Origin of the sequence: Neisseria zoodegmatis (genome assembly GCF_900187305.1) — a bacterium.
Taxonomy (GTDB): domain Bacteria; phylum Pseudomonadota; class Gammaproteobacteria; order Burkholderiales; family Neisseriaceae; genus Neisseria; species Neisseria zoodegmatis.
The window spans coordinates 498,566-518,742 of the sequence record NZ_LT906434.1 but is presented as its reverse complement, the minus strand read 5'-3'; the positions used below and the strand labels follow the sequence as shown (position 1 = coordinate 518,742).

Below are 20,177 nucleotides of genomic sequence, written 5' to 3'. Positions count from 1 at the left end.
TCTGGTAATGCCGTTACCGATTTCGTAACGGTTTTGTGTGCGATATTCAAACCAACCTCTAAAAACACATTGATTTACAATGTAAATGACTAAGGCATTGACATTATTTAATAAATGAATCGGATTGAAATACCGCTCCCGCAGCACGGGCTTAGGTTTTATGCGTAAAAATCAACCGCTTTTCACACCTCAGGCTTTTTCAGACGGCCTGCTGCGTTTAGAATGCGCTTTTCAGGCCGTATGCCTCGTCGGTTTCAGACGGCAGGCCGTCTGAAACTACTTGAATACACAAGAAACGGATGGATTGGATATTATGGATATGCAAGCTTTTCACGCATGGGTAAATGAAGTCAGCGGGCCGCTGTGGAACGGATTGATTTTCCTGCTCCTCGGCACCGGCCTGTTTTTTACATTGGCTTCCGGATTCGTGCAGTTCCGATTGTTCGGCCGCAGCATCAAAGAAATGCTGGGCGGCAGAAAAGCCGGCGACGACCCGCACGGCATCACGCCTTTTCAGGCTTTTGTAACCGGCTTGGCCAGCCGCGTCGGCGTCGGCAATATTGCGGGCGTGGCTATCGCCATCACTTTGGGCGGCCCGGGTGCGGTGTTTTGGATGTGGGTTACCGCCCTCATCGGTATGAGTTCTGCTTTTGCCGAATCGTCGCTCGCCCAATTGTTTAAAATCCGCGACCACAAAAACGGCCAGTTTCGAGGCGGCCCGGCTTACTACATTACCTACGGCATGAAACAAAAATGGCTGGGCATCTTGTTTGCCGTGAGCCTGATTTTCTGTTTCGGCTTGGTGTTCAATGCGGTGCAGTCCAACTCCATCGTAGCCGCCACCGAAGCGGCTTGGGGCTGGGACAAACACATGGTCGGCGTGGGTTTGGTGATTCTCACCGCTCCGATTATTTTCGGCGGCATTCGCCGCGTGTCGCGCGTAGCGGAACTCATCGTGCCGCTGATGGCAACGCTTTATCTGCTGCTGGCGGTTTATGTGATGGCCGCCAACGTGGCGGAAATCCCCCGCGTGTTCGGTTTGATTTTCGGCTCGGCGTTCAACATTGAAGCGGCGGGCGGCGGCCTGCTCGGCTCGGTGATTTCTGCGGCGATGATGAACGGCATCAAACGCGGTTTGTATTCCAATGAGGCCGGTCAGGGTTCTGCGCCGAACGCGGCGGCGGCGGCCGACGTGAAACATCCCGTTTCTCAAGGCATGATCCAGATGCTGGGCGTGTTTGTGGATACTTTGATTGTGTGTTCGTGCACGGCTTTCCTGCTGTTGTTGTCCGATGTTACGCCGGGCGACCTTACCGGCGTGCAGCTTACCCAAGCAGCCATCGTGAGCCACGTTGGCGCATGGGGCGCGGATTTCTTGGCGATTGTGCTGTTTATGTTTGCGTTCTCTACCGTGATCGGCAACTATGCTTACGCGGAATCTAATGTGCAATTCATCAACGGCCACTGGCTGGTGCTGGCCGTTTTCCGCATGTGCGTGCTGGGCATGGTGTATTTCGGCGCGGTAAACCACGTTCCTTTGGTGTGGGATATGGCCGATTTAACTATGGGTACGATGGCTTTAATCAACCTGATTGCGATTTTGGCGCTCAGCCCGCTGGTGTTCCTGCTGCTGAAGGATTACACCGGCAAACTGAAAATGGGCAAAGAGCCTGTGTTCAAGCTGTCTGAGCATCCGGTGCTGAAACGCCGCTTTAAATCGGATATCTGGTAATACCGCCAAACTGATTGAATAGTTTAAATCAAACCGCCTTAATGCACGCCGCGCTCCATTTCGGATACGGCTGCATTAAGGCGGTTTCGTTTATGGCGTTGAGGCCCTCTGAAATTGAGGCCGTCTGAAAGCGAGCAAGCGGACTATGCAAGTTTCGCTAAAAACTCTTCCACTTTCTCTTGATAGCTTTTCAACAAAGCGGCAGATTCGGCAAACAGGGCGGCTTCCTGCCCGTCCAGCGGCTTATTAATCACCCGCACCGCGCCTTGGCGGTTAATCACGGTAGGCACGCCGATATAGACACCGTTTTGGCCGAACTCGCCTTCCAATAAAGTGGACACGGTCAACACCACATTCTGATTGTGCAAAACCGCGTTGGAAATGCGGCTCAAACCCATGCCGATGGCCAAGCTGGTGGCGCCTTTGGCATCAATAATGTCGTAAGCGGCATTGCGCACAGAATCGTGAATCTTTTTCATGCGCTCTTTTCCATTTTCTTCTTGTTCGAGAACTTCTTTCAACGGCATACCCGCGATATTGGCCGTGCTCCATGCTGCAATCACGCTGTCGCCGTGTTCGCCGATCATCATCGCATCAATGCTCACCGGCGCGATTTGGAACTCATGCCCCAAACACACGCGCAGGCGGGCGGTATCGAGAATCGTGCCCGAACCGATCACGCGCTCTTTGGGCAGGCCGGAAAATTTCCAAGTTGCGTACGACAACACATCTACCGGATTGGTCGCCACCAAAAAAATACCGTCAAAACCGGCCGCCATCACCGCCGTAACGATGCCATGGAAAATCTTGAGGTTGTTGTCAATCAAATCGAGGCGGGTTTCGCCCGGGCGCTGCGGCAAACCCGCGCAGATACACACGATGTCGGCATCGGCGCAGTCGGCGTAATCGCCCGCATAAATCTTGGTCGGCGTGGGCGCATACGGCACGCCGTGGCGCAAATCGCGCGCCTCGCCTTCGACCCGCCGGCGGTTGAGATCAATCAGCACCATCTCGTCGCAATGCCCTTGGTTGAGCATGGAATACGCGTAGCTGATGCCCACCGCGCCCGTGCCGATAATGGCGACTTTATTGCCTACTTTTTTGGTCATTTTTTTATCCTGTATTGTTTGTTGTGAATCACGCCCGATTATAAAGAAAAGAACCTGCCCGTTGAATCGCCGCAATGTTTAAACCATGAAAAGCTTGCCTGCATAACGCGCACCGCTTCTGATAAAATATCCGCCACACACCCTCACAGAGAAACACCATGAATACCTCCACCCTGCAAGCCGCACTCGATGCGGTACTTATCCCCGCTTCCCACCGCACGCTCGGCAGCGAAAAAGCCGTTAAGTCGCTGGAATCGCGTTCAGACGGCCTCCATATCGCCTTGCAGTTCGGTTATCCCGTCAACCACATCAAGCAGGCGTTAACCGAAAATATTCAGACGGCCTTACACAACGCCGGCCACAGCGCGCCCGTTCATCTCAACATCAGTACCGTTGTCGAAACCCATAAAGTCCAGCCCGGCATCGCCACCATCAAAGGCGTGAAAAACATGATTGCCGTTGCTTCCGGCAAAGGCGGCGTCGGCAAATCCACCACCGCGGCGAATCTTGCCGTGGCCATGGCCAACATGGGCGCGCGCGTGGGCGTGCTCGACGCCGACCTCTACGGCCCCAGCCAGCCGACCATGCTCGGCGTGACCGACAGCAAGCCCGACCAAAAAAACAAAAAACTCATCCCCGTGGTGTCCGACAGCGGCATACAGGTGATGTCTATCGGCTTTTTGGTGGACACCGACCAAGCCGTCGTTTGGCGCGGCCCGATGGTGAGCCAAGCGTTGCAACAACTGCTGTTTCAAAGCGAGTGGGACGACGTCGATTACCTGTTTATCGACCTGCCGCCCGGCACCGGCGATATCCAGCTGACCCTGTCGCAAAAAATCCCCGTAACCGGCTCGGTGGTCGTAACCACACCGCAAGACATCGCCTTAATTGACGCGCGCAAAGCCGTGGATATGTTCCAAAAAGTGAATATCCCGATTTTCGGCGTGTTGGAAAATATGTCGGTACACATCTGCTCGAAATGCGGCCACACCGAAGCCATTTTCGGCAGCGACGGCGGCAAAAATCTGGCCGAAAAACTCGGCGTGCCGCTGCTCGGCCAACTGCCCCTGAGCCTGCCCGTGCGCGAAGCCATGGATCAAGGCACGGCGGCACAGATGCAGGCCGCCAACCCCGCCGTAGCCGAAATTTACACCCAAGTCGCGTGGCAGATTGCTTTGGCGGTTGCCGATAAAGGCAAAGATTTCAGCAGCCGTTTCCCGAAAATCGTGGTGGAATAATCGGCAACGCCCGCTCGATAAAAAACAGGCGGCTCATTCGGCCGCCCGTTTTTTATGCCGCAAACAGGCATTCCTGCATCATCATTTCATCATCTTCACAAACACATCTTCCAAATCCGTTTCCGGCAGCGACATATGCTTCACTTCCACGCCCGCGTATTTCAAGGTTTGTAACACAAATGCAAGCTGGTCGTAGTCGTCGAGCCTGAATAAAAACTGCCCGTCGCCTTCCGACACCAGCCATTGGCGCAAATTGTCGGGCAACGCGCCGTTGAGCAGCATGTCCACCCGCAAGCCCTGTTCGCTTTGCAGCAGGTTTTCGGTTCTGTCCAAAGCCACCAACTCGCCCTGCTTCATCATGGCGATGCGGTCGCACAGGCTTTGCGCTTCTTCCAAATAATGCGTGGTCAGAATCACCGTATGCCCTTCGCTGTTGAGCTTGGAAATAAATGTCCACAAACTTTGGCGCAGTTCCACATCCACCCCGGCCGTCGGCTCGTCCAGCACAATCACGGGCGGGCGGTGTACCAAAGCCTGAGCCACCATCACCCGCCGCTTCATGCCGCCTGAAAGATTGCGGGTGTTGGTGTGCGCTTTGTCTTGCAGGCCGAGGTTGCGGATAATTTCGTCAATCCAGTCGCCATTGTTTTTAATGCCGAAATAGCCCGACTGGAATTTCAACGCTTCCAGCACCGTAAAAAACGGGTCGAACACCAGCTCCTGCGGCACCACGCCCAAGCTCATCCGCGCCGCATAGCTGTCGGCCACCACATCGTGCCCCATTACGCTGATGCTGCCCGAAGTGAGGCGGCTCAACCCCGCCATTGCCGAAATCAACGTGGTTTTACCCGCTCCGTTAGGCCCGAGCAAGCCGAAAAACTCGCCCTGATCCACCTGAAAACTCACGTTTTTCAGCGCAGTAAAACCGTTGGGATACGTTTTTACCGCATTTTGAATATCAATCGCAGCTTGCATATATTCTTTCGTTTCAGACGGCCTCTACTCAGATGCCGTCTGAAAAATCAGTCATAAAAGCGCGATTATAAACACAGATGCAAACCGCCCGCCATTCTATTGCCTGAAAGCAGCAATAAGGCCGTCTGAACCTTTTCAGACGACCTGCTTTACATAATTTAAACCAGCCCTAATTTTCGCATAAACAATCCGCTATACAATAAACATAAGTATTCCAAACCATCAAAAAACCACCGCGAGAGGAACCGACACATGAAAAAAAGTTTTTACACCCTTGCCGCCATCAGCAGCGCCGTTATGGCATTGAGCGCCTGCGGCACTTCTTCAAACAACCACAAACACGGCGGCATGGTTGATGCGCCTGCGCCGACCGCGCCGGCAGTCCACGCCCACCACAACCGCACACCCACCCAAGTGAGCGTTTCTCCGCAGCAAGCCATCGCCATCGCCCAAAAACAGGCAGGCGGACAAGCCACCGAAGTGCATTTGAAAGGCAAATACGGCACACCCGTGTACGAAGTGGAAGTGCGCAACGGTCAAAACGAACACACCGTTTACGTTGACGCCGCCAGCGGCAAAGTAATGGGCAGCAAATTGGAAACCGAATGGAAATCCATGCGCCAAACCGTCGTCTCGCTGGAGCGCGCCATGGAAATCGCCCAAAGCAAAGTCAGCGGCCGCGTATTGGAAGCCGAACGCGACAGCAAACGCGGGCAAATTGTGTATAAAGTAGAAATTCTTTCAGCCGACAACATACCCTACAAAGTCATCATCGATGCCGACAACGGCAACGTATTGGCGTCTTATGTAGATTACGACGATTAACCCACCGCGGCCCAACCGCCACGCAAGCACGGCACAACGCCGTGCTTGCGTGCGAAGTTTACGCCGTAACCCACGCGGAGCATCCGAAATGCGCATACTCTTGGTAGAAGACGACAACATGATAGGCCGTGCCGTAGAAGGCAGCCTGAAAGACAACCGCTATACCGTAGATTGGGTGAAAGACGGAAAAACCGCCATCGACACACTCGCCGCCCAACCCTACGATGTCGTTTTGCTCGACTTAGGGCTGCCCCACAAAGACGGGATGCAAGTGCTTTCCGATATCCGCAGCCGCGGCCTGACCATGCCGATTTTGATACTGACCGCCCGCGACGACCTTCACAGCCGGCTGGCAGGCTTGGATAACGGCGCCGACGACTACATCATCAAACCTTTCGACATGTCGGAAGTGCTCGCCCGCATCCGCGCCGTATTGCGCCGCAGCGGCGGCAGTGCCGTCAATATGCTCGACAACGGCGTCCTCAGCCTCGATCCTTCCACTTACTATGTTCACCGCCACGACAACGGCGAAGACATCCTGCTCTCCAACCGCGAATTTGCCATTCTCCACGCCTTAATGCTGCACCCCGGCACCATCCTTTCCCGCAGCGACTTGGAAGACAAAGTCTATGCGTGGGGCGAAGAGCCGGAAAGCAACGCCATCGATTACCTTATCCACGCCCTACGCAAAAAACTCGGCCACGACAGCATCAAAAACGTGCGCGGCGTAGGCTGGCTGGTGCCTAAAAAGGTCTGACCCGCCCGCCAACGTGCAAACGGCACACCGCAAAACAAAAAAGCATGGAATTCGCATCCATGCTTTTTTAAATTCAATATGGCAAGCCTTGAAGCCGTCTGAAAGCGAACTTGTGAGCTTCGCCAAAACGAGCTTGCGAGTTTCGCCAAAGCGATCTTGGTAAGCTTTGCTGAAACCCGCAACCCGTATTTCTCAAGCAAGTCAAAAATACCCAACCCAAACCCCGCCTACTCCACCGCCTGCGCCGCGCACACCGCCGATGCCCAAGCCCATTGGAAATTATAGCCGCCAAGCCAGCCGGTAATGTCCATCACCTCGCCGATAAAATACACACCCTCACACAGCTTGCTTTGCATGGTTTTCGGGTCGATTTCCTTCACGTTTACCCCGCCCCGCGTTGCTTCCGCCTTTTTATGGCCGTCTGAACCGCTCGGCAGCAGCGTCCATTCGTTCAAACTTCTGCCCAATTCTTGCAGCACGATATTCGGGATATCAGCCCATTTTTGCGCGGCATAGGGCGCAAACGCCTCGCGGGCAAGCCAAAAATCCAGCAAACGCTCGGGCAAGGCCGGGCAAAGCTGTTTCAACGCCGTATTCAGCTGGATTCTCTGGCCGTGTTTGCCGTCGCACAAAGCCTGCGCCACATCCGTATCCGGCACCAAATTCACCCTGATTACCTGCCCCGGCTGCCAATAACTCGAAATCTGCAACACCGCCGGCCCGCTCAAACCTTTGTGGCGGAACAACAAATCCTCATCAAAATCCACAGCCTGCCTGCCGCTTCCCGTGCTGATACGCACCGGCAGCGCAATGCCCGACAACGCATCAAATCCCTGCTGCGCCCAATGCTCGAAACGCAGCGGCACCAAAGCGGCTTCGTGTGGCACGATGCTGTGGCCGAACTGCTTCGCCAATTCATATCCAAACGGCGTCGCCCCCACCGCAGGCACCGCCAACCCGCCCGTGGCCACAATCAGATTGCGGCAGCGGAACACGCCTTGCGACGTGCGGATTTCAAAACGCGCGCCATGATCGGCAGAGGCCGTCTGAAAAGCATCCACCGCCTCGATACGGCAACCCGTATGCCAGCTCACCTTGCCGCGCGCGCATTCCGTTTGCAGCATGGAAATAATATCCTGCGCGCTGTGGTCGCAAAACATCTGCCCCTTATGCTTTTCGTGGTACGCAATGCCGTAGCGGTCGAGCAGCGCAATAAAATCCTGCGCGGTAAAACGCGAAAGCGCATGGCGCACGAAACGCGACTGCTGCGACACATAATAAGCCGAGCCGTCATGCCCGTTGAGGTGGCGGTTAGTAAAATTGCAGCGGCCGCCGCCCGAAATGCGGATCTTTTCACCGATTTTCAGCGCGTGATCCAGCAAGGCCACACTCAAGCCGCGTTGCCCGATGCGGGCGGCACACATCATCCCCGCCGCACCCGCACCGATCACCACACAATCAAAGTAAGCAACAGTATTCATCGTTTTCCAGCTTATCCAAACACACCATTATAGCCAATCGTCCGCACAGTATCACCGCACCATCCGCCATAACCGAGGCCGTCTGAAAAAGATAAATGCAGCAAACTGCTTTTTCAGACGGCCTATATCAACAAACTTAATCATGACGGCACGTCATACTCGGGCTTGACCCGAGTATCTCCCCACCTTACCCACCAAATATTTCCCCAAACCGCCGCGGCTGGACGCTCCCCGCAAGTTGGCGTATGCTTGCCCGACAAGGCTCGAAGCCTATCGACCCACCCATAAAAATCCAAAAAACAGCCAAAGGAACACACCATGCGCAACAACATCTGGGCAGCCCTCTGCCTGTGCCTCGCCGCCGGTTCGGTTTACGCCGACGCAGGCGACATCAAAGCACGCCAGCAATACATGAAAGAATGGCGCGGCCTCAACAAACAAATGGGCAACATCCTCAAAAGCAGCAACGCCCAAAACTTCCCCGCCAAAGAGTTTGCCGCACTCGCCGCACAATTAAACAGCACCGCAAACGAACCGTGGGAATACTACGGCCCCGGCACCAACGGCGACAACTCCGAAGCCAAAGCCGCCGTGTGGGAAAAACCGCAGCAATTCCAAGCCGCCATCAAACGCTTCAACCAAGCCGCCGCCGCACTGAACCAAGCCGCTGCCGGCGGCAACTACCAAACCGTAAAAACATCGTTCGACAAAGTCGCCCAAAGCTGCAAAGCCTGCCACCAAGCATTTAAAGAATAAGCCTAAGCAATAAGCCCGCAGGCCGTCTGAAAACCAACTTCGTGAGTTTTACCGAAACATACAGAAAGGAAACATCATGAACCTAATCCACACCGTAGCCCTGCTCGCCTTAATACAATACCTGTATTTCGGCTTTGCCGTCGGCCGCGCCAGAGCAAAATACGGCGTTAACGCGCCCGCCGTTTCCGGAAACGAACACTTCGAGCGCGCCTTCCGCATCCAAGCCAACACCCTCGAACAGCTCGTCGTTTTCCTACCCGCCCTGTTTATCGCATCTTTTTATTGGAACGAAACGCTCATCGCCGCCATCGGAGCCGTGTATTTGATCGGCCGCTTTCTCTACCGCCGAGCCTACACCGCCGACCCGCAAACCCGAGCCGTAGGCTTTCTGCTTACCATTATCCCGACTTTTATTTTGATTCTGGCAGGATTGGCCGGAGCGGTTTTTAGAGCTTAATTCCAGTTGCCGTTTACAGAGAGTTTCCGTGATGGCTAACATCAAAGCTTGAGGCCATCTGAAAATATTCAGACGGCCTCTGCTTATAGGGCTTAGGAAGCAAAATCACCAAATATAGTGATAAGCTTCTGAAACTAAATTAAAAAACAAGTATCAAAAGTTCAGCAAAATTACCGAGCCCAAATTCCGTCAAATCCTACGGTTTTTCTCCTTAGATCTGACCGCTTCTGATACCGCCAAATTGACAGGGATTAGTGTCAGAAGCATCAACAGCCTGTACCTGAAACTACGGCGACGATTGGTTGACGAATGTGAGCGGCAGACACCTTTGTGCGGCATAGTGGAATTGGACGAATCCTATTTCGGTGCCAAACGTATCCGCGGCAAACGCGGGCGAGGTGCAGGCAGTAAAACGATTGTTTTCGGCATACTCAAACGAGGTGACAAGGTTTATACCGAAACCGTTTCCGATGCTTCAAAAGCAACGTTACAAAAGGTTATCAGAGGACATATCTCTGTTGAGAGCGTCATCCATACTGATGGATGGCGCGGTTATCAGGGGTTGGTTGATATGGGCTTCGCGAAGCATTTCAGAGTGCGTCATAGTGATAATGAATTTGCTCATGGCGCTCAGCATATCAATGGTATTGAATCCTTTTGGAGCTACGCGAAGCATCGCTTGGTACAGTTTAACGGTGTACCTAAGCATACGTTTTACCTGGATTTAAAAGAAACCGGGTTCCGCTTCAATCACAGGCATGACGATTTGTATAAAGTGCTGCTGGGAATGTTGCGGAAAGATCCTTTAAAATGAATTTTGCTTCCTAAGCCTCTTAATTGGCTATGGTTTGCTTCATCCCTAGGTTTGGTTAAAATGGAATTCCTTTCCAATATCAAATAAATCGGAGCAAAATTATGAAAAAAATCATTTCCGCTGTGTTTTTAAGTGCATTGGCTACGACTGCCGGTGCGGCGACTTATCAGATTGACGGCCATCACACCAATGCCCGTTTCAGTATCGACCACTTCAATACCAGCACCAACGTCGGCGGTTTCTACAATTTAGGCGGTACTCTGGAGTTCGATCCCGCCAAACGCACCGGTTCGATAGACTTGAGCATTCCTGTGAATTCCATTCAAACAGGCAGCCAAGACTTCACGAATCACCTGAAATCGGCCGACTTATTCAATGCGGCCAAATACCCCGAAATCCGCTTTACCTCGACCAAGTTCAATTTCAACGGCAAAAAACTGTTGTCGGTTGACGGCAAGCTCACTATGCTGGGCAAAACCCATCCGGTTAAGCTCAAAGCACAAAAATTCAACTGCTACGACAGCCCGATTCTCAAAACCCAAGTTTGCGGCGGCGATTTCACCACCACCATCGATCGCACCAAATGGGGCATCAATTATCTGGTTGATGCCGGTATGACCAAGCAGGTCGCACTGACCATCCAAATCGAAGCCGGCAAGAAATAACGGTTAATCATTCCGAAAAAAGAATGCCTGCAACGTGTTGCAGGCATTCTTTTTTAAATATTATCCGTAATTAAACAACACTTTGATACAAGATATATATAGTTAAAACACTTAATTTTAGTAGCATTTCCGTCATACTATTTTTAAGTTGATCCACTATATATATAAACTTTACCGTGTTACCAAATGTAGCTTTCAGACGGCCTCAAAAGCAATAAAAGGCTTTTGAGGCCGTCTGAAAAAATGAATAGATAATAGGTTTGATTATTTACCGCAAGAAACGAAGTGGCGCACTTGCGGCGGTGTTTCGCCTTGGTGGAAGCGTTTTACTGCGTTTTGCAGGTCGGCATCGGTTTTGGAAACGCGCTTGTGCTGGCGCAGGTGCTCCGCCCACGATTCGACCAAGAACCATTCGAGCATAATGGATGGATCGGCGGTGTCTTCGCTCACGCCCCATTGGTAGGCTCCGTCGCGGCGGCGTTCGGCCGAAAGCGCGGTAATGGCGCGGATAAACGCTTCGCGGTCTTCGGGGCGGATGCTGTATTCGATTTGAATCAGCACCGGCCCGCGGTCGTTGGCAGGGCGAGATGCGGTGAGCGGTTCGGGCCAATGGTTAGAGGGGCTTAAGTCGTTTTCGCCTTGCGGCAGTTTGATGCGGTGCGCTACCAATGCGGAAACCACCAATGCCGCCGCACCTGCAAGCAAGGTCAAGGGGATGCCGATAAGGCTGGCAACACTGCCCCATAACAAACTGCCGGCAGTCATGGCACCGTTGAATACGGTGAGGTAAACCGCCAACGAGCGGCCGCGCACCCAGTTGGGCAGAATGCTTTGCGCCACGCCGTTGAGTGTGGTTAAAGCAGTAATCCATGATGCGCCGAGCAACAGCAATATCACTACAGCCAACCATTTGGGCGGTGCGGCGGCCAAAACGGCCATCACGGCAGCGGTTACGCCTGCGGCCAAAAGCAGTAGGCCGTCGGCACTCAAACGGCTGCGCAAGCGCGGCATGATCACGGCACCGAGAATTGCGCCCGCGCCTACCGCACCCAGCAAGATGCCGTAAAAGCCCGCACTACCGTTGAGAAGTTGTCGTGCCACCAAAGGCAGCAAAGCCCAAACCGAGCTGGCGATGGCAAAGAAGACAAAGGCACGCAGCAAAACGATGTGCAGCTCGCGGCTGGCACGCACATAGCGCAATCCGGCACGGAACGCCCCGCCGAATTGTTCGGAAAGCTCGTCGCGTTGGGTTTTGGGGCGTTTCCACCACAGTAATGCGCTGATCACAAATACATAGCTCAATACGTCGGCACCGTAGGCGAAAGCCGCACCCGCTCCGGCCAGAATCAAACCGCCGAGTGCGGGGCCGATGGCGCGGGCAATGTTTACGCCGAGAGAGTTCAAAGCTACGGCATTTTTCAAATCTTTTTTATCTACCAGCTCCGGTACGATGGCCTGCCAAGTCGGCCCCATCAGTGCGGCACCGATACCGCCGAGGAAGGTAAGTGCAATCAGTGAGGAGACCGACTGCATGCCGCTTGCCGAGAGCAGCATCAATCCGGCGCTGACACCGGCGAGCAGAATCTGAATGCCGATTAAGAATTTGCGGCGGTCGAGAATATCGGAAAGCACGCCGGCGGGAATGGCAAGCAGAAACACCGGCAAAGTGGCGGCGGCTTGCACCATGGCAACGGCCGCAGGCGAAGGCGATAAATCGGTCATCAGCCACGAGCTGGCAACATCGCGGATAAAGCTGCCGGTGTTGCCTAAGATGGTGGCTATCCATAACACGACAAACAAAGTTTGCCGCAACGGGGCGAAGCTGCTGCCGGAAGTTTCGGCGGCAGACGAGCGGTGTTGGGTCATATATGTTGTTCCTTTGGTTCCGTAATGTGGAAAAGCTGTTCAGACGGCCTGAGACCTTTGCCGGCTTGCTGTTTATATCGTTAAACTACTTTAAATCGATTGACTACAAATAAAAGATAGGTAGGCGCTACATTAGGTAGGCGCTACATTAAGGCTGCTTATCAGTTCCATAGCGGCGGTGTTTTTCGGCACAATCCGCTTGGATAGCATGAGGCCGTCTGAAAAAACAAACATTAGGTGTGCACGTCTGTACGGCTTTGTGCTGGGCAAGGATAAAAAGCACAAACCGGCCCGCTCGGTTCATGAAGCGGGATGTTGTGCCTGAATCCTACGCGGTTTCCGGCAGCCTGCTGCCGTGTGGGTTTGCCGGTTAGCGCAAATGTTCGGGTGCTTCCGGAGAAGGCAGACGGCTGAGTTTGCTGCCGGATAAATCGATATCGCCGAAGCGCGGGTGGCCGCTGTTCCAATCGGCAACGGCACGGCGGAGCGAATCGGGGTTGTCGGCCACAAAGTTCCACCAAAACAGGGTAGGGTGCGGCAAAGGTTCGCCGCCAAGCAGCATGATGTGTGTTCCTGCTTCTGCCTGAATGCGGATAACGCCGTCTGCATTGCCGTCGGTGAATACCATCATTTCATCTGCGGTCGCGCGTAAGCCGTCGGCTTCTACGCTGCCGGCGAGTACGAGGATGCCGTATTCCCAGCCTGAGTGGGCGGGTATTTCCAAAGTACGGGCCGTCTGAAAACGGATATCCACGCCGACCAGCGGGCTGAATTGTTTGGTCGGTGCAGTATGGCCGCCGTAGCTGCCGGTGGTTAAGATGTAATCGACACCGTTTTCGTGCCATTCGGGCAGTTCGGGATAGTGTTGGAAATCGGGTTCGATTTCCTGATGGGTCGGCAAGGCAATCCACAATTGAACGGCATGCAGGGTGTTGATGCCTTCGGGGGTTTGCTCGGTATGGCTGATGCCGCGCGTGTCGCCCGTGCCGGCAGTCATCAAGTTGACCTGCTTGGGGCGGATCAGTTGGCGGTAGCCGAGGCTGTCTTGATGCCACACTTCGCCTTCCAGCATCCAAGTAAAGGTTTGCAGATTGGTGTGCGGGTGCGCGCCGACCTGCATACCGTCTTCGCCCGCACCGAATTCGGCGGGGCCGGCATGGTCGAGAAAGCACCATGCGCCGATGGTACGGCGTTTGCCTTGCGGCAACAGGCGGGCAACAGGAATACCGCCGACATCTTTAATTTTGGCAGGAAGTTTTTCTGTGTTCATATCAGGGTTCCTTTGTGTGTTTATATCCGGTTGGCACGACAGCTTATAACCAACCGACTATCGTGCTGCGGGGCGCAACGTTCAAGCAAGGATTGGTGATAAGCCGTTTGCCAAATGCGGTTACGGATACGAAAAGTCATCCGTATCCGTTCGGGCGTTTTCAGACGGCCCAGCACGAGCAGCCGAGTGCGCCGAAGAAACCTTGCAGATCTGAAACGGGTGCCGACGATGCCCATGCGCGGGCATGATCGTGGCCGTGCAGACCGCACGCGCTGGCGCAACTGCATGAAGCGATGGCTTGTTGGCGCAGCGGTGCGAGCGAGTTTTTACCGGCACCTTCGGGGTCGCCCCATGCGCCGTAGCCGCGGTATTTGTGTACCGGCGACCAATCGGGCATGGCGGGCGGCGGCGGGGTGTCCAAATCAGAGAAGCTGCCTGCGCCGTAAACAACACGACCGCCAACTACGGTCAGATCTGAGGTCAAGAACGGGATTTCGTCTTCCGGCACGCTGAAAAAGTCTTTGCTCGGCACCATCATGTCGGCCAAATGGCCTACTTCGATGCGGCCGCGCTTGCCGACTTCGTTAGAGAACCAAGCCACGTTTTCCGTCCACATGCGCAAAGCGGTTTCGCGGTCGAGCAAATTGGCTTGCGGATAGAGTTTCATACCGCCGACGGTTTTGCCGCTGATCAACCACGATAAGGATACCCACGGGTTGTAAGAAGCCACACGGGTGGCATCGGTGCCGGCCGACACTTTCACGCCGCTTTCGAGAATGCGTTTCACCGGCGGCGTGTTGGCCGCGGCAGCCGTACCGTAGCGCTCGGCAAAGTATTCGCCTTGATAGGCCATGCGGTGCTGCACGGCGATACCGCCGCCCAGCTCGGCAATACGGTCGATGGATTTTTGCGACACGGTTTCGGCATGGTCGAAGAACCAGTTGATGCCTTCCAGCGGAATATCGCGGTTAACCTTTTCAAATACATCCAAGGCACGGGTAATGGTTTCATCATAAGTCGCGTGCATACGCCACGGCCATTTGTTTTGCGCCAAAATGCGTACCACTTCTTCCAATTCGCCTTCCATTTCAGGCGGCATCTCGGGGCGGGGCTGGCGGAAATCTTCAAAGTCGGCGGCAGAAAACACCAACATCTCGCCGGCACCGTTGTGACGGAAATAATCGTCGCCCTGTTTGTAGGTAACCGAAGACGTCCATTTGAGGAAGTCTTCTTTTTCCTCTTTCGGTTTTTGCGTAAAGAGGTTATAGGCGATGCGTACGGTAAGCTGGTTTTCTTCGGCCAACTTGCGGATCACTTCGTAATCGTCGGGATAATTTTGGAAACCGCCGCCGGCATCAATCACACTGGTTACGCCCAAACGGTTCAGCTCGCGCATGAAATGGCGGGTGGAGTTGACTTGGTAATCAAACGGCAGTTTGGGGCCTTTTGCCAGAGTCGAATACAGAATCATGGCATTCGGTTTGGCCAGCAACAGGCCGGTGGGATTGCCTTTCGAATCGCGTTTGATTTCGCCTCCGGGCGGTTCGGGAGTGTCTTTGGTGTAGCCGACGGCGCGTAATGCGGCTGCATTGAGCAAAGCACGGTCGTATAAATGCAGGATGAACACCGGTGTATCGGGTGCAACCGCATTGATTTCTTCAATGGTGGGCAGGCGTTTTTCGATGAATTGGTGCTCGGTAAAACCGCCGACCACGCGAACCCATTGCGGCGCAGGCGTAATATCGACTTGTGCTTTGAGCATGGCCATGGCATCGGCCAGCGAACGCACGCCGTCCCAACGCAATTCCATATTGTAATTGAGGCCGCCGCGGATGATATGGGTGTGGTTATCGAAAAGGCCGGGTAAAACGCTGCGGCCTTGCAGGTCGATGCGGCGGGTATTTTCGCCCGCCATCGCTAAAATTTCGCTGTTGCTGCCGACTGCGGCAAATTTTCCGTCGGCAACGGCAACGGCTTGGGCAACCGGCTTGGAGCGGTCTAAAGTCGTAAATTCGCCGTTATAGAAAATTGTGTCGATTTGTGTCGTCATCATTTACTCCTTATTGTGATTCTGGTCTTGTGAGTGTGCGGTTTGGGAGATAGATGTTTGCGGAGAAAAAAATTGTTTGGAGAGCGGAATCATTTGTTCGCCCAGTAACATGCCCAAAAGCCCCAGCAAGGCCACTACGGGCGGCGCGGGAGAGCGTACATTAAGCAGGTAGTAAACCACACCAACCAATATTCCGGCTCCGAAAGAAAACACATACAACTTCATAAATATCTCTTAATGGGCAGATTAAACAGCAAAGGTGTGATTTTGATGCAAACCACACCTTCGCATTAACAACAGTAAATCAGCGTTTACTTGGCAGGGTTAGGGCCGATGCGTTCGCCGTGTTGCACGCGCTCGGGCGCTTTGTGAACCATAGTGTAGGCGTAATCCACACCCATGCCGTATGCACCGGAATGTTCTTTTACGATATCCAATACGGCATCGTAGGTTTCTTTACGGGCCCAGTCACGTTGCCATTCGAGCAAAACCTGTTGCCAAGTTACCGGAATAATGCCCGCTTGAATCATGCGTTGCATAGCGTATTCGTGCGCTTCTACCGTTGTGCCGCCTGATGCATCTGCCACCATGTAGATATCATAGTTGCCTTCGGCAGCAGCAGCCAGAGCAAAGCCCAAGTTACATACTTCTGTCCACAAGCCTGCTACGATAACTTTTTTACGGCCGTTTGCAGCCAAAGCATCACGTACGTTTTGGTCGTCCCAAGAGTTCATTGAAGTGCGTTCGAGAATTTTGTTCTCTGGGAATACGCTCAACAATTCAGGGTAAGTGTGGCCGGAGAAACCTTCGGTTTCAACAGTGGTGATGATGGTGGGGATGTTGAATACTTTGGCTGATTTGGCCAATGCAACCACATTGTTTTTCAGGGTTTGGCGGTCGATAGATTGTACGCCGAAGGCCATTTGCGGCTGGTGGTCGATGAAAATCAGCTGGCTGTTTTCAGGGGTTAACAAGTCTAAAAATTTGTTTGACATGACGATTCTCCATGTGTCGTTAAAAGAATTTTCAGGCAATAAAAAAGCGGCAGATTCAAGGCTTGGAGCCTGTCTGAATTTGCCGCGTTATTGCACGGTGTATTCAGGCTGTGGTTCAGCCTGAAAATAATTACAGGCCGTAAACTTTCAGGCGGTCTTCTACGGGAGCAAAAGATTTATCGCCAGCAGGCTCGGTGATGCCGCCGAATACGAGTTGAGCGCTCATTTTCCAGTTGGCCGGCAGATTCCAAGTTTTAGCCACTTCGGCATCAATAATCGGGGTGTAGTGTTGCAGGTTGGCACCTACGTTTACCGCAGCCAGCGCAGTCCAAATAGCGTATTGGCTCATGGCATCGCTGTGACCTGCCCATACGGGGAAACCGGCGGCATAAGCAGGGAACTGCTCTTGCAGGCCTTTAACAACATTTTCATCTTCAAAGAACAACACGCTGCCGGCAGCCGCTTTAAACATGTTCAGTTTGTCTTCGGTAGCTTGGAAGTTTTCAGCGGGAACGATTTTGCGCAGTTCGGCAATGGTGATGTCCCACAGTTTTTCATGTTCGGCACCGAATAACACAACGAAACGGGTAGATTGCGAGTTGAACGCAGACGGTGTGTGTTTTACAGCGTGCTCAACGATTTTTACTACTTCTTCTTTGTTTACGGGCAGATTTTTGTTCAGCGCGTAAACAGAACGGCGGTTCTCAGCAGCTTGCTGCAAAGTTTGTACAACAGACATTGTGGTTTCCTTTATTTCAGGTTGGCTAGATGGCTGCCCGAGATTTTTCAGGCAGCTAAAAAGTTTGGATAACATTTTACTCCGATTTCCGTTAGTGTAACTGGTTGATATTGGCTTCTACATCCATCGGTACGTCCATCAACAGGATTTCCGCATCGCCCAAAGCCTCTACGTCAAAGCCGTCGGTTTCCCACAAGCCCAAGCCGTCGCGCTCGCCCAACTCGATACCGCCTACTTTGGCTTTACCTTTAATCACAAACACATACACGCCGTTGCCTTCGCGTTTTACGTCGTAACGTTTTTGGGTGCCGTCTGAAAAACGTGCCAGCGAGAACCAAGCGTTTTGGTGAATCCACACGCCTGCGTCATCAGCATTGGGAGACAGGATTTGCTGGAAGTCGTTAGGTTTGGCTTCGTTGGCAATCGTGATTTGCTGATAGCGGGGCGCTACGTTGTTTTTGCGGGGCAACACCCAAATTTGCAGGAATTTCACAGCTTGGTCGCGGTTGGCGTTCATTTCGCTGTGGGTAACGCCGGTACCGGCCGACATAACCTGCACATCACCGTTTTTGATGATGCTGCCGTTGCCCATGCTGTCGCGGTGGGCCAAATCGCCGCTCAAAGGCACGGAAATGATTTCCATGTCGCGGTGCGGGTGGGTGCCGAAGCCTTGGCCGCCTTCTACAAAATCATCATTAATCACACGCAGTACGCCGAAGCCCATGCGCTCGGGGTCGTAATAGTTGGCGAAGCTGAAAGTGTGTGCGCTTTTCAGCCAACCGTGATTAGCAAAGCCGCGTGAATCGGCCGGATGGTATACAGTTTGCATTTTATCTTTCCTTTAATTTAATTACTATTGTTAATATAACGATTTGCGATGGAGTGAATTATAGGGATAAATTTTGTCGGGAAAAAGACACGGATAATAAATCAATCATCAACTCAGAGTTAACAATAAAACAAAAAACTGGAAGATTAACACAAAAATGTACATATACCAATGTATACATACTTAAGACAAACTACTAATAAATATACATAATACGAAGCAAGTTGCTAATCTGAGACCTTTGCAAAAACAGTCTTTTAACGAAATTTAGCTCGTAAAATGTACTGAAAAATTTTCGATTGACTAAAACCTTTCTGATTTTGAGCAAAAAGATAAGAAAATCAGAAAGGTTTTTCATTTTAAAAATTTATTAAGCATAAAATTTTAGTAACTTATGTTACAGAAAAGGGCTCAATCTATATATCCACTCCAGCTTCAGTAGAGAGAAGCGGGTGATTTGCTTAGCAAGCATCGCTTGGATGATTTACCGAAAAGACACCTATGAAGAAATCTTAGATTCGAATTTCAAATGCAACACTCAGGCAGTAATGGTTGGAACAGATCTAAGAAAAACACTTGGCGTTTCATAACCAAATGTTTTTCTTAATCGGTGATTCAACTCATCTTGAATCCTGACGTATTTCCTGATGGCTGATGTTGTAGAAATCGGTTTGTTTGGGGAAGTATTGGCAGATAAATCCGTTGGCATTTTCATTCAGCCCTTTCTCCCAAGAATGGTAGGGACGGCAAAAATAGGTGATTGGGAAACCGACACTATCGTCGGCAAAGATCAGAGACGTACATTATTGACTTTAGTAGAACGAGTCACCCGCTACACCATCATCTGCAAATTGAAGAACTTCAAAGCCAAAGACACTACCCACACCGTCATCAGGGTATTGAAGGCGCATAAAGCTAGAGTGCACACCATTACCAGGGACAACGGACAACGGACAACGGACAACGGACAACGGACAACGGACAACGGCAAAGAATTCTAACGACATGCCCGAATAGCCCAAGCATTGGCAGCAAAAACCTATGCTGGATTTTGGGTTAACGATTTGGGGGCGGTTTTCCATACCGACGTGGTTAGGCACTTTTCCACTAATCCATGTACTGCCGTACTGTTTACAGTAAGGTTTGCTGGCTATTCTGAAATGTCGCCATAGTGTGCCGCCGTTGTTTTTGTCTTGGTACAGGTAACGCTAAACGGTGCTGTGGTGGAGTGTGATGGTGGTGTTTGCACAGGTAAGCGCAACCTGTTCGGGACTGATTTTGCGATGGATGAGGGTGTCGATGTGTTGAATCAGCTGTGAATGGAGCTTATAGCGTTCCCGTTTTCGCTGTTCGTTTTGGAGGCTTACTGTTGGGCTTTTTCGGCGTTGTATTGCTATTGCTGGGCACGGTGTCGTCTGATTTCGCGGCTGATGGAGCTTTTGTGGCGTTTAAGCTGTTTGGCGATTTCGGTGACAGTGTGGCGGCGGGATAGGTATGGATATTTTAGGTCAGTTGTTCATAGTTAATGGCAATCTTTCTTGTCAAGAAAGGCCGTATACTGCCGTATATTGGCCTTTTTCTGTTGTGGAAAGTTGCACTTCAAATCTGATGTTTCAGAC

18 protein-coding genes and 4 pseudogenes are annotated in these 20,177 nt (G+C 52.4%); 9 read left to right on the top strand and 13 right to left on the bottom strand.

Annotated features, from left to right (window positions below; translation table 11 throughout):
- Positions 1-6: 6 nt before the first annotated feature.
- Positions 7-147, bottom strand: a pseudogene (locus CKV66_RS12835) (hypothetical protein); the annotation flags it as partial.
- A 172-nt stretch (positions 148-319) separates the two neighbouring features.
- On the opposite strand from CKV66_RS12835, the gene CKV66_RS02440 reads away from it, so the two are divergent.
- Entirely contained in the window at positions 320-1,732 is a 1,413-nt protein-coding gene (locus CKV66_RS02440; protein ID WP_408633893.1) for an alanine/glycine:cation symporter family protein, read from the top strand.
- 143 nt (positions 1,733-1,875) lie between these two features.
- Here CKV66_RS02440 and CKV66_RS02435 read toward each other — a convergent pair whose 3' ends face one another.
- On the bottom strand, positions 1,876-2,841 hold the full coding sequence (locus tag CKV66_RS02435) for an L-lactate dehydrogenase (RefSeq protein WP_085363704.1): 966 nt from the start codon (positions 2,839-2,841) through the stop codon (positions 1,876-1,878).
- Between the two features lie 209 nt (positions 2,842-3,050).
- Between CKV66_RS02435 and apbC the strand changes: the two are divergent.
- Positions 3,051-4,079: pseudogene (gene apbC / locus CKV66_RS02430) on the top strand (iron-sulfur cluster carrier protein ApbC); the annotation flags it as partial.
- A gap of 81 nt (positions 4,080-4,160) precedes the next feature.
- Here the strand turns inward: apbC and CKV66_RS02425 are convergent.
- The gene (locus CKV66_RS02425; RefSeq protein WP_085363702.1) at positions 4,161-5,054 is read right to left on the bottom strand and encodes an ABC transporter ATP-binding protein; all 894 of its coding nucleotides are present in this window, start codon (positions 5,052-5,054) and stop codon (positions 4,161-4,163) included.
- Positions 5,055-5,306: 252 nt separating this feature from the next.
- Between CKV66_RS02425 and CKV66_RS02420 the strand changes: the two genes are divergently transcribed.
- Positions 5,307-5,879: a PepSY domain-containing protein gene (locus tag CKV66_RS02420; protein ID WP_085363701.1), complete on the top strand. Its 573-nt coding sequence runs from the start codon at positions 5,307-5,309 to the stop codon at positions 5,877-5,879.
- 88 nt (positions 5,880-5,967) lie between these two features.
- Positions 5,968-6,636 carry a response regulator transcription factor gene (locus CKV66_RS02415; RefSeq protein ID WP_085363700.1) on the top strand — a complete coding sequence of 223 codons (669 nt, stop codon included), beginning with the start codon at positions 5,968-5,970 and terminating at the stop codon, positions 6,634-6,636.
- Between the two features lie 227 nt (positions 6,637-6,863).
- On the opposite strand, the gene CKV66_RS02410 is transcribed toward CKV66_RS02415, so the two are convergent.
- Positions 6,864-8,117: a BaiN/RdsA family NAD(P)/FAD-dependent oxidoreductase gene (locus tag CKV66_RS02410; protein ID WP_085363699.1), complete on the bottom strand. Its 1,254-nt coding sequence runs from the start codon at positions 8,115-8,117 to the stop codon at positions 6,864-6,866.
- Positions 8,118-8,435: 318 nt separating this feature from the next.
- Here CKV66_RS02410 and CKV66_RS02405 point away from each other — a divergent pair, with 318 nt between their 5' ends.
- The 4 genes from CKV66_RS02405 (at position 8,436) to CKV66_RS02390 (ending at position 10,809) form a co-directional block, all read left to right on the top strand.
- On the top strand, positions 8,436-8,873 hold the full coding sequence (locus tag CKV66_RS02405; protein ID WP_085363698.1) for a c-type cytochrome: 438 nt from the start codon (positions 8,436-8,438) through the stop codon (positions 8,871-8,873).
- Positions 8,874-8,949: 76 nt separating this feature from the next.
- Positions 8,950-9,330: an MAPEG family protein gene (locus tag CKV66_RS02400; protein WP_085363697.1), complete on the top strand. Its 381-nt coding sequence runs from the start codon at positions 8,950-8,952 to the stop codon at positions 9,328-9,330.
- 169 nt (positions 9,331-9,499) lie between these two features.
- On the top strand, positions 9,500-10,144 hold the full coding sequence (locus CKV66_RS02395; RefSeq protein ID WP_085363696.1) for an IS1595 family transposase: 645 nt from the start codon (positions 9,500-9,502) through the stop codon (positions 10,142-10,144).
- 101 nt (positions 10,145-10,245) lie between these two features.
- Complete coding sequence (locus CKV66_RS02390; protein WP_085363695.1) at positions 10,246-10,809, top strand: YceI family protein; 564 nt, start codon at positions 10,246-10,248, stop codon at positions 10,807-10,809.
- Between the two features lie 264 nt (positions 10,810-11,073).
- Here the strand turns inward: CKV66_RS02390 and CKV66_RS02385 are convergent, their stop codons facing one another.
- From CKV66_RS02385 to CKV66_RS12830, 8 genes and pseudogenes are all read right to left on the bottom strand, one after another.
- Positions 11,074-12,675 (bottom strand): MFS transporter, encoded by a 1,602-nt coding sequence (locus tag CKV66_RS02385; RefSeq protein ID WP_085363694.1) that lies wholly within the window; start codon positions 12,673-12,675, stop codon positions 11,074-11,076.
- 370 nt (positions 12,676-13,045) lie between these two features.
- On the bottom strand, positions 13,046-13,945 hold the full coding sequence (locus tag CKV66_RS02380) for a pirin family protein (RefSeq protein WP_085363693.1): 900 nt from the start codon (positions 13,943-13,945) through the stop codon (positions 13,046-13,048).
- A 160-nt stretch (positions 13,946-14,105) separates the two neighbouring features.
- Positions 14,106-15,998, bottom strand: coding sequence for an amidohydrolase (locus CKV66_RS02375; RefSeq protein WP_085363692.1), 1,893 nt, complete (start codon positions 15,996-15,998; stop codon positions 14,106-14,108).
- Positions 15,999-16,220: a DUF1427 family protein gene (locus CKV66_RS02370; protein ID WP_004284751.1), complete on the bottom strand. Its 222-nt coding sequence runs from the start codon at positions 16,218-16,220 to the stop codon at positions 15,999-16,001.
- Between the two features lie 86 nt (positions 16,221-16,306).
- Complete coding sequence (locus CKV66_RS02365; protein WP_004284753.1) at positions 16,307-16,990, bottom strand: hydrolase; 684 nt, start codon at positions 16,988-16,990, stop codon at positions 16,307-16,309.
- A 130-nt stretch (positions 16,991-17,120) separates the two neighbouring features.
- Positions 17,121-17,729 carry a nitroreductase family protein gene (locus CKV66_RS02360; protein WP_004284755.1) on the bottom strand — a complete coding sequence of 203 codons (609 nt, stop codon included), beginning with the start codon at positions 17,727-17,729 and terminating at the stop codon, positions 17,121-17,123.
- 91 nt (positions 17,730-17,820) lie between these two features.
- On the bottom strand, positions 17,821-18,558 hold the full coding sequence (locus CKV66_RS02355) for a pirin family protein (protein WP_085363691.1): 738 nt from the start codon (positions 18,556-18,558) through the stop codon (positions 17,821-17,823).
- A 525-nt stretch (positions 18,559-19,083) separates the two neighbouring features.
- Positions 19,084-19,316 (bottom strand): annotated as a pseudogene (locus CKV66_RS12830) (transposase); the annotation flags it as partial.
- Between CKV66_RS12830 and CKV66_RS12825 the strand changes: the two are divergent.
- The gene (locus CKV66_RS12825) at positions 19,206-19,559 is read left to right on the top strand and encodes a hypothetical protein (protein ID WP_408633870.1); all 354 of its coding nucleotides are present in this window, start codon (positions 19,206-19,208) and stop codon (positions 19,557-19,559) included. The pseudogene CKV66_RS12830 and the gene CKV66_RS12825 sit on opposite strands and share 111 nt — an antisense overlap.
- Before the next feature lie 36 nt (positions 19,560-19,595).
- Here the strand turns inward: CKV66_RS12825 and CKV66_RS12820 are convergent.
- A pseudogene (locus CKV66_RS12820) lies at positions 19,596-20,053 on the bottom strand (transposase); the annotation flags it as partial.
- Positions 20,054-20,177 lie beyond the last annotated feature (124 nt).

Coding starts and splice junctions, on each gene's coding strand:
- CKV66_RS02440 (WP_408633893.1), top strand. CDS start 320: ATGCAAGCTTTTCACGCATGGGTAAATGAAGTCAGCGGGCCGCTGTGG.
- CKV66_RS02435 (WP_085363704.1), bottom strand. CDS start 2,841: ATGACCAAAAAAGTAGGCAATAAAGTCGCCATTATCGGCACGGGCGCG.
- CKV66_RS02425 (WP_085363702.1), bottom strand. CDS start 5,054: ATGCAAGCTGCGATTGATATTCAAAATGCGGTAAAAACGTATCCCAAC.
- CKV66_RS02420 (WP_085363701.1), top strand. CDS start 5,307: ATGAAAAAAAGTTTTTACACCCTTGCCGCCATCAGCAGCGCCGTTATG.
- CKV66_RS02415 (WP_085363700.1), top strand. CDS start 5,968: ATGCGCATACTCTTGGTAGAAGACGACAACATGATAGGCCGTGCCGTA.
- CKV66_RS02410 (WP_085363699.1), bottom strand. CDS start 8,117: ATGAATACTGTTGCTTACTTTGATTGTGTGGTGATCGGTGCGGGTGCG.
- CKV66_RS02405 (WP_085363698.1), top strand. CDS start 8,436: ATGCGCAACAACATCTGGGCAGCCCTCTGCCTGTGCCTCGCCGCCGGT.
- CKV66_RS02400 (WP_085363697.1), top strand. CDS start 8,950: ATGAACCTAATCCACACCGTAGCCCTGCTCGCCTTAATACAATACCTG.
- CKV66_RS02390 (WP_085363695.1), top strand. CDS start 10,246: ATGAAAAAAATCATTTCCGCTGTGTTTTTAAGTGCATTGGCTACGACT.
- CKV66_RS02385 (WP_085363694.1), bottom strand. CDS start 12,675: ATGACCCAACACCGCTCGTCTGCCGCCGAAACTTCCGGCAGCAGCTTC.
- CKV66_RS02380 (WP_085363693.1), bottom strand. CDS start 13,945: ATGAACACAGAAAAACTTCCTGCCAAAATTAAAGATGTCGGCGGTATT.
- CKV66_RS02375 (WP_085363692.1), bottom strand. CDS start 15,998: ATGATGACGACACAAATCGACACAATTTTCTATAACGGCGAATTTACG.
- CKV66_RS02370 (WP_004284751.1), bottom strand. CDS start 16,220: ATGAAGTTGTATGTGTTTTCTTTCGGAGCCGGAATATTGGTTGGTGTG.
- CKV66_RS02365 (WP_004284753.1), bottom strand. CDS start 16,990: ATGTCAAACAAATTTTTAGACTTGTTAACCCCTGAAAACAGCCAGCTG.
- CKV66_RS02360 (WP_004284755.1), bottom strand. CDS start 17,729: ATGTCTGTTGTACAAACTTTGCAGCAAGCTGCTGAGAACCGCCGTTCT.
- CKV66_RS02355 (WP_085363691.1), bottom strand. CDS start 18,558: ATGCAAACTGTATACCATCCGGCCGATTCACGCGGCTTTGCTAATCAC.
- CKV66_RS12825 (WP_408633870.1), top strand. CDS start 19,206: ATGGCTGATGTTGTAGAAATCGGTTTGTTTGGGGAAGTATTGGCAGAT.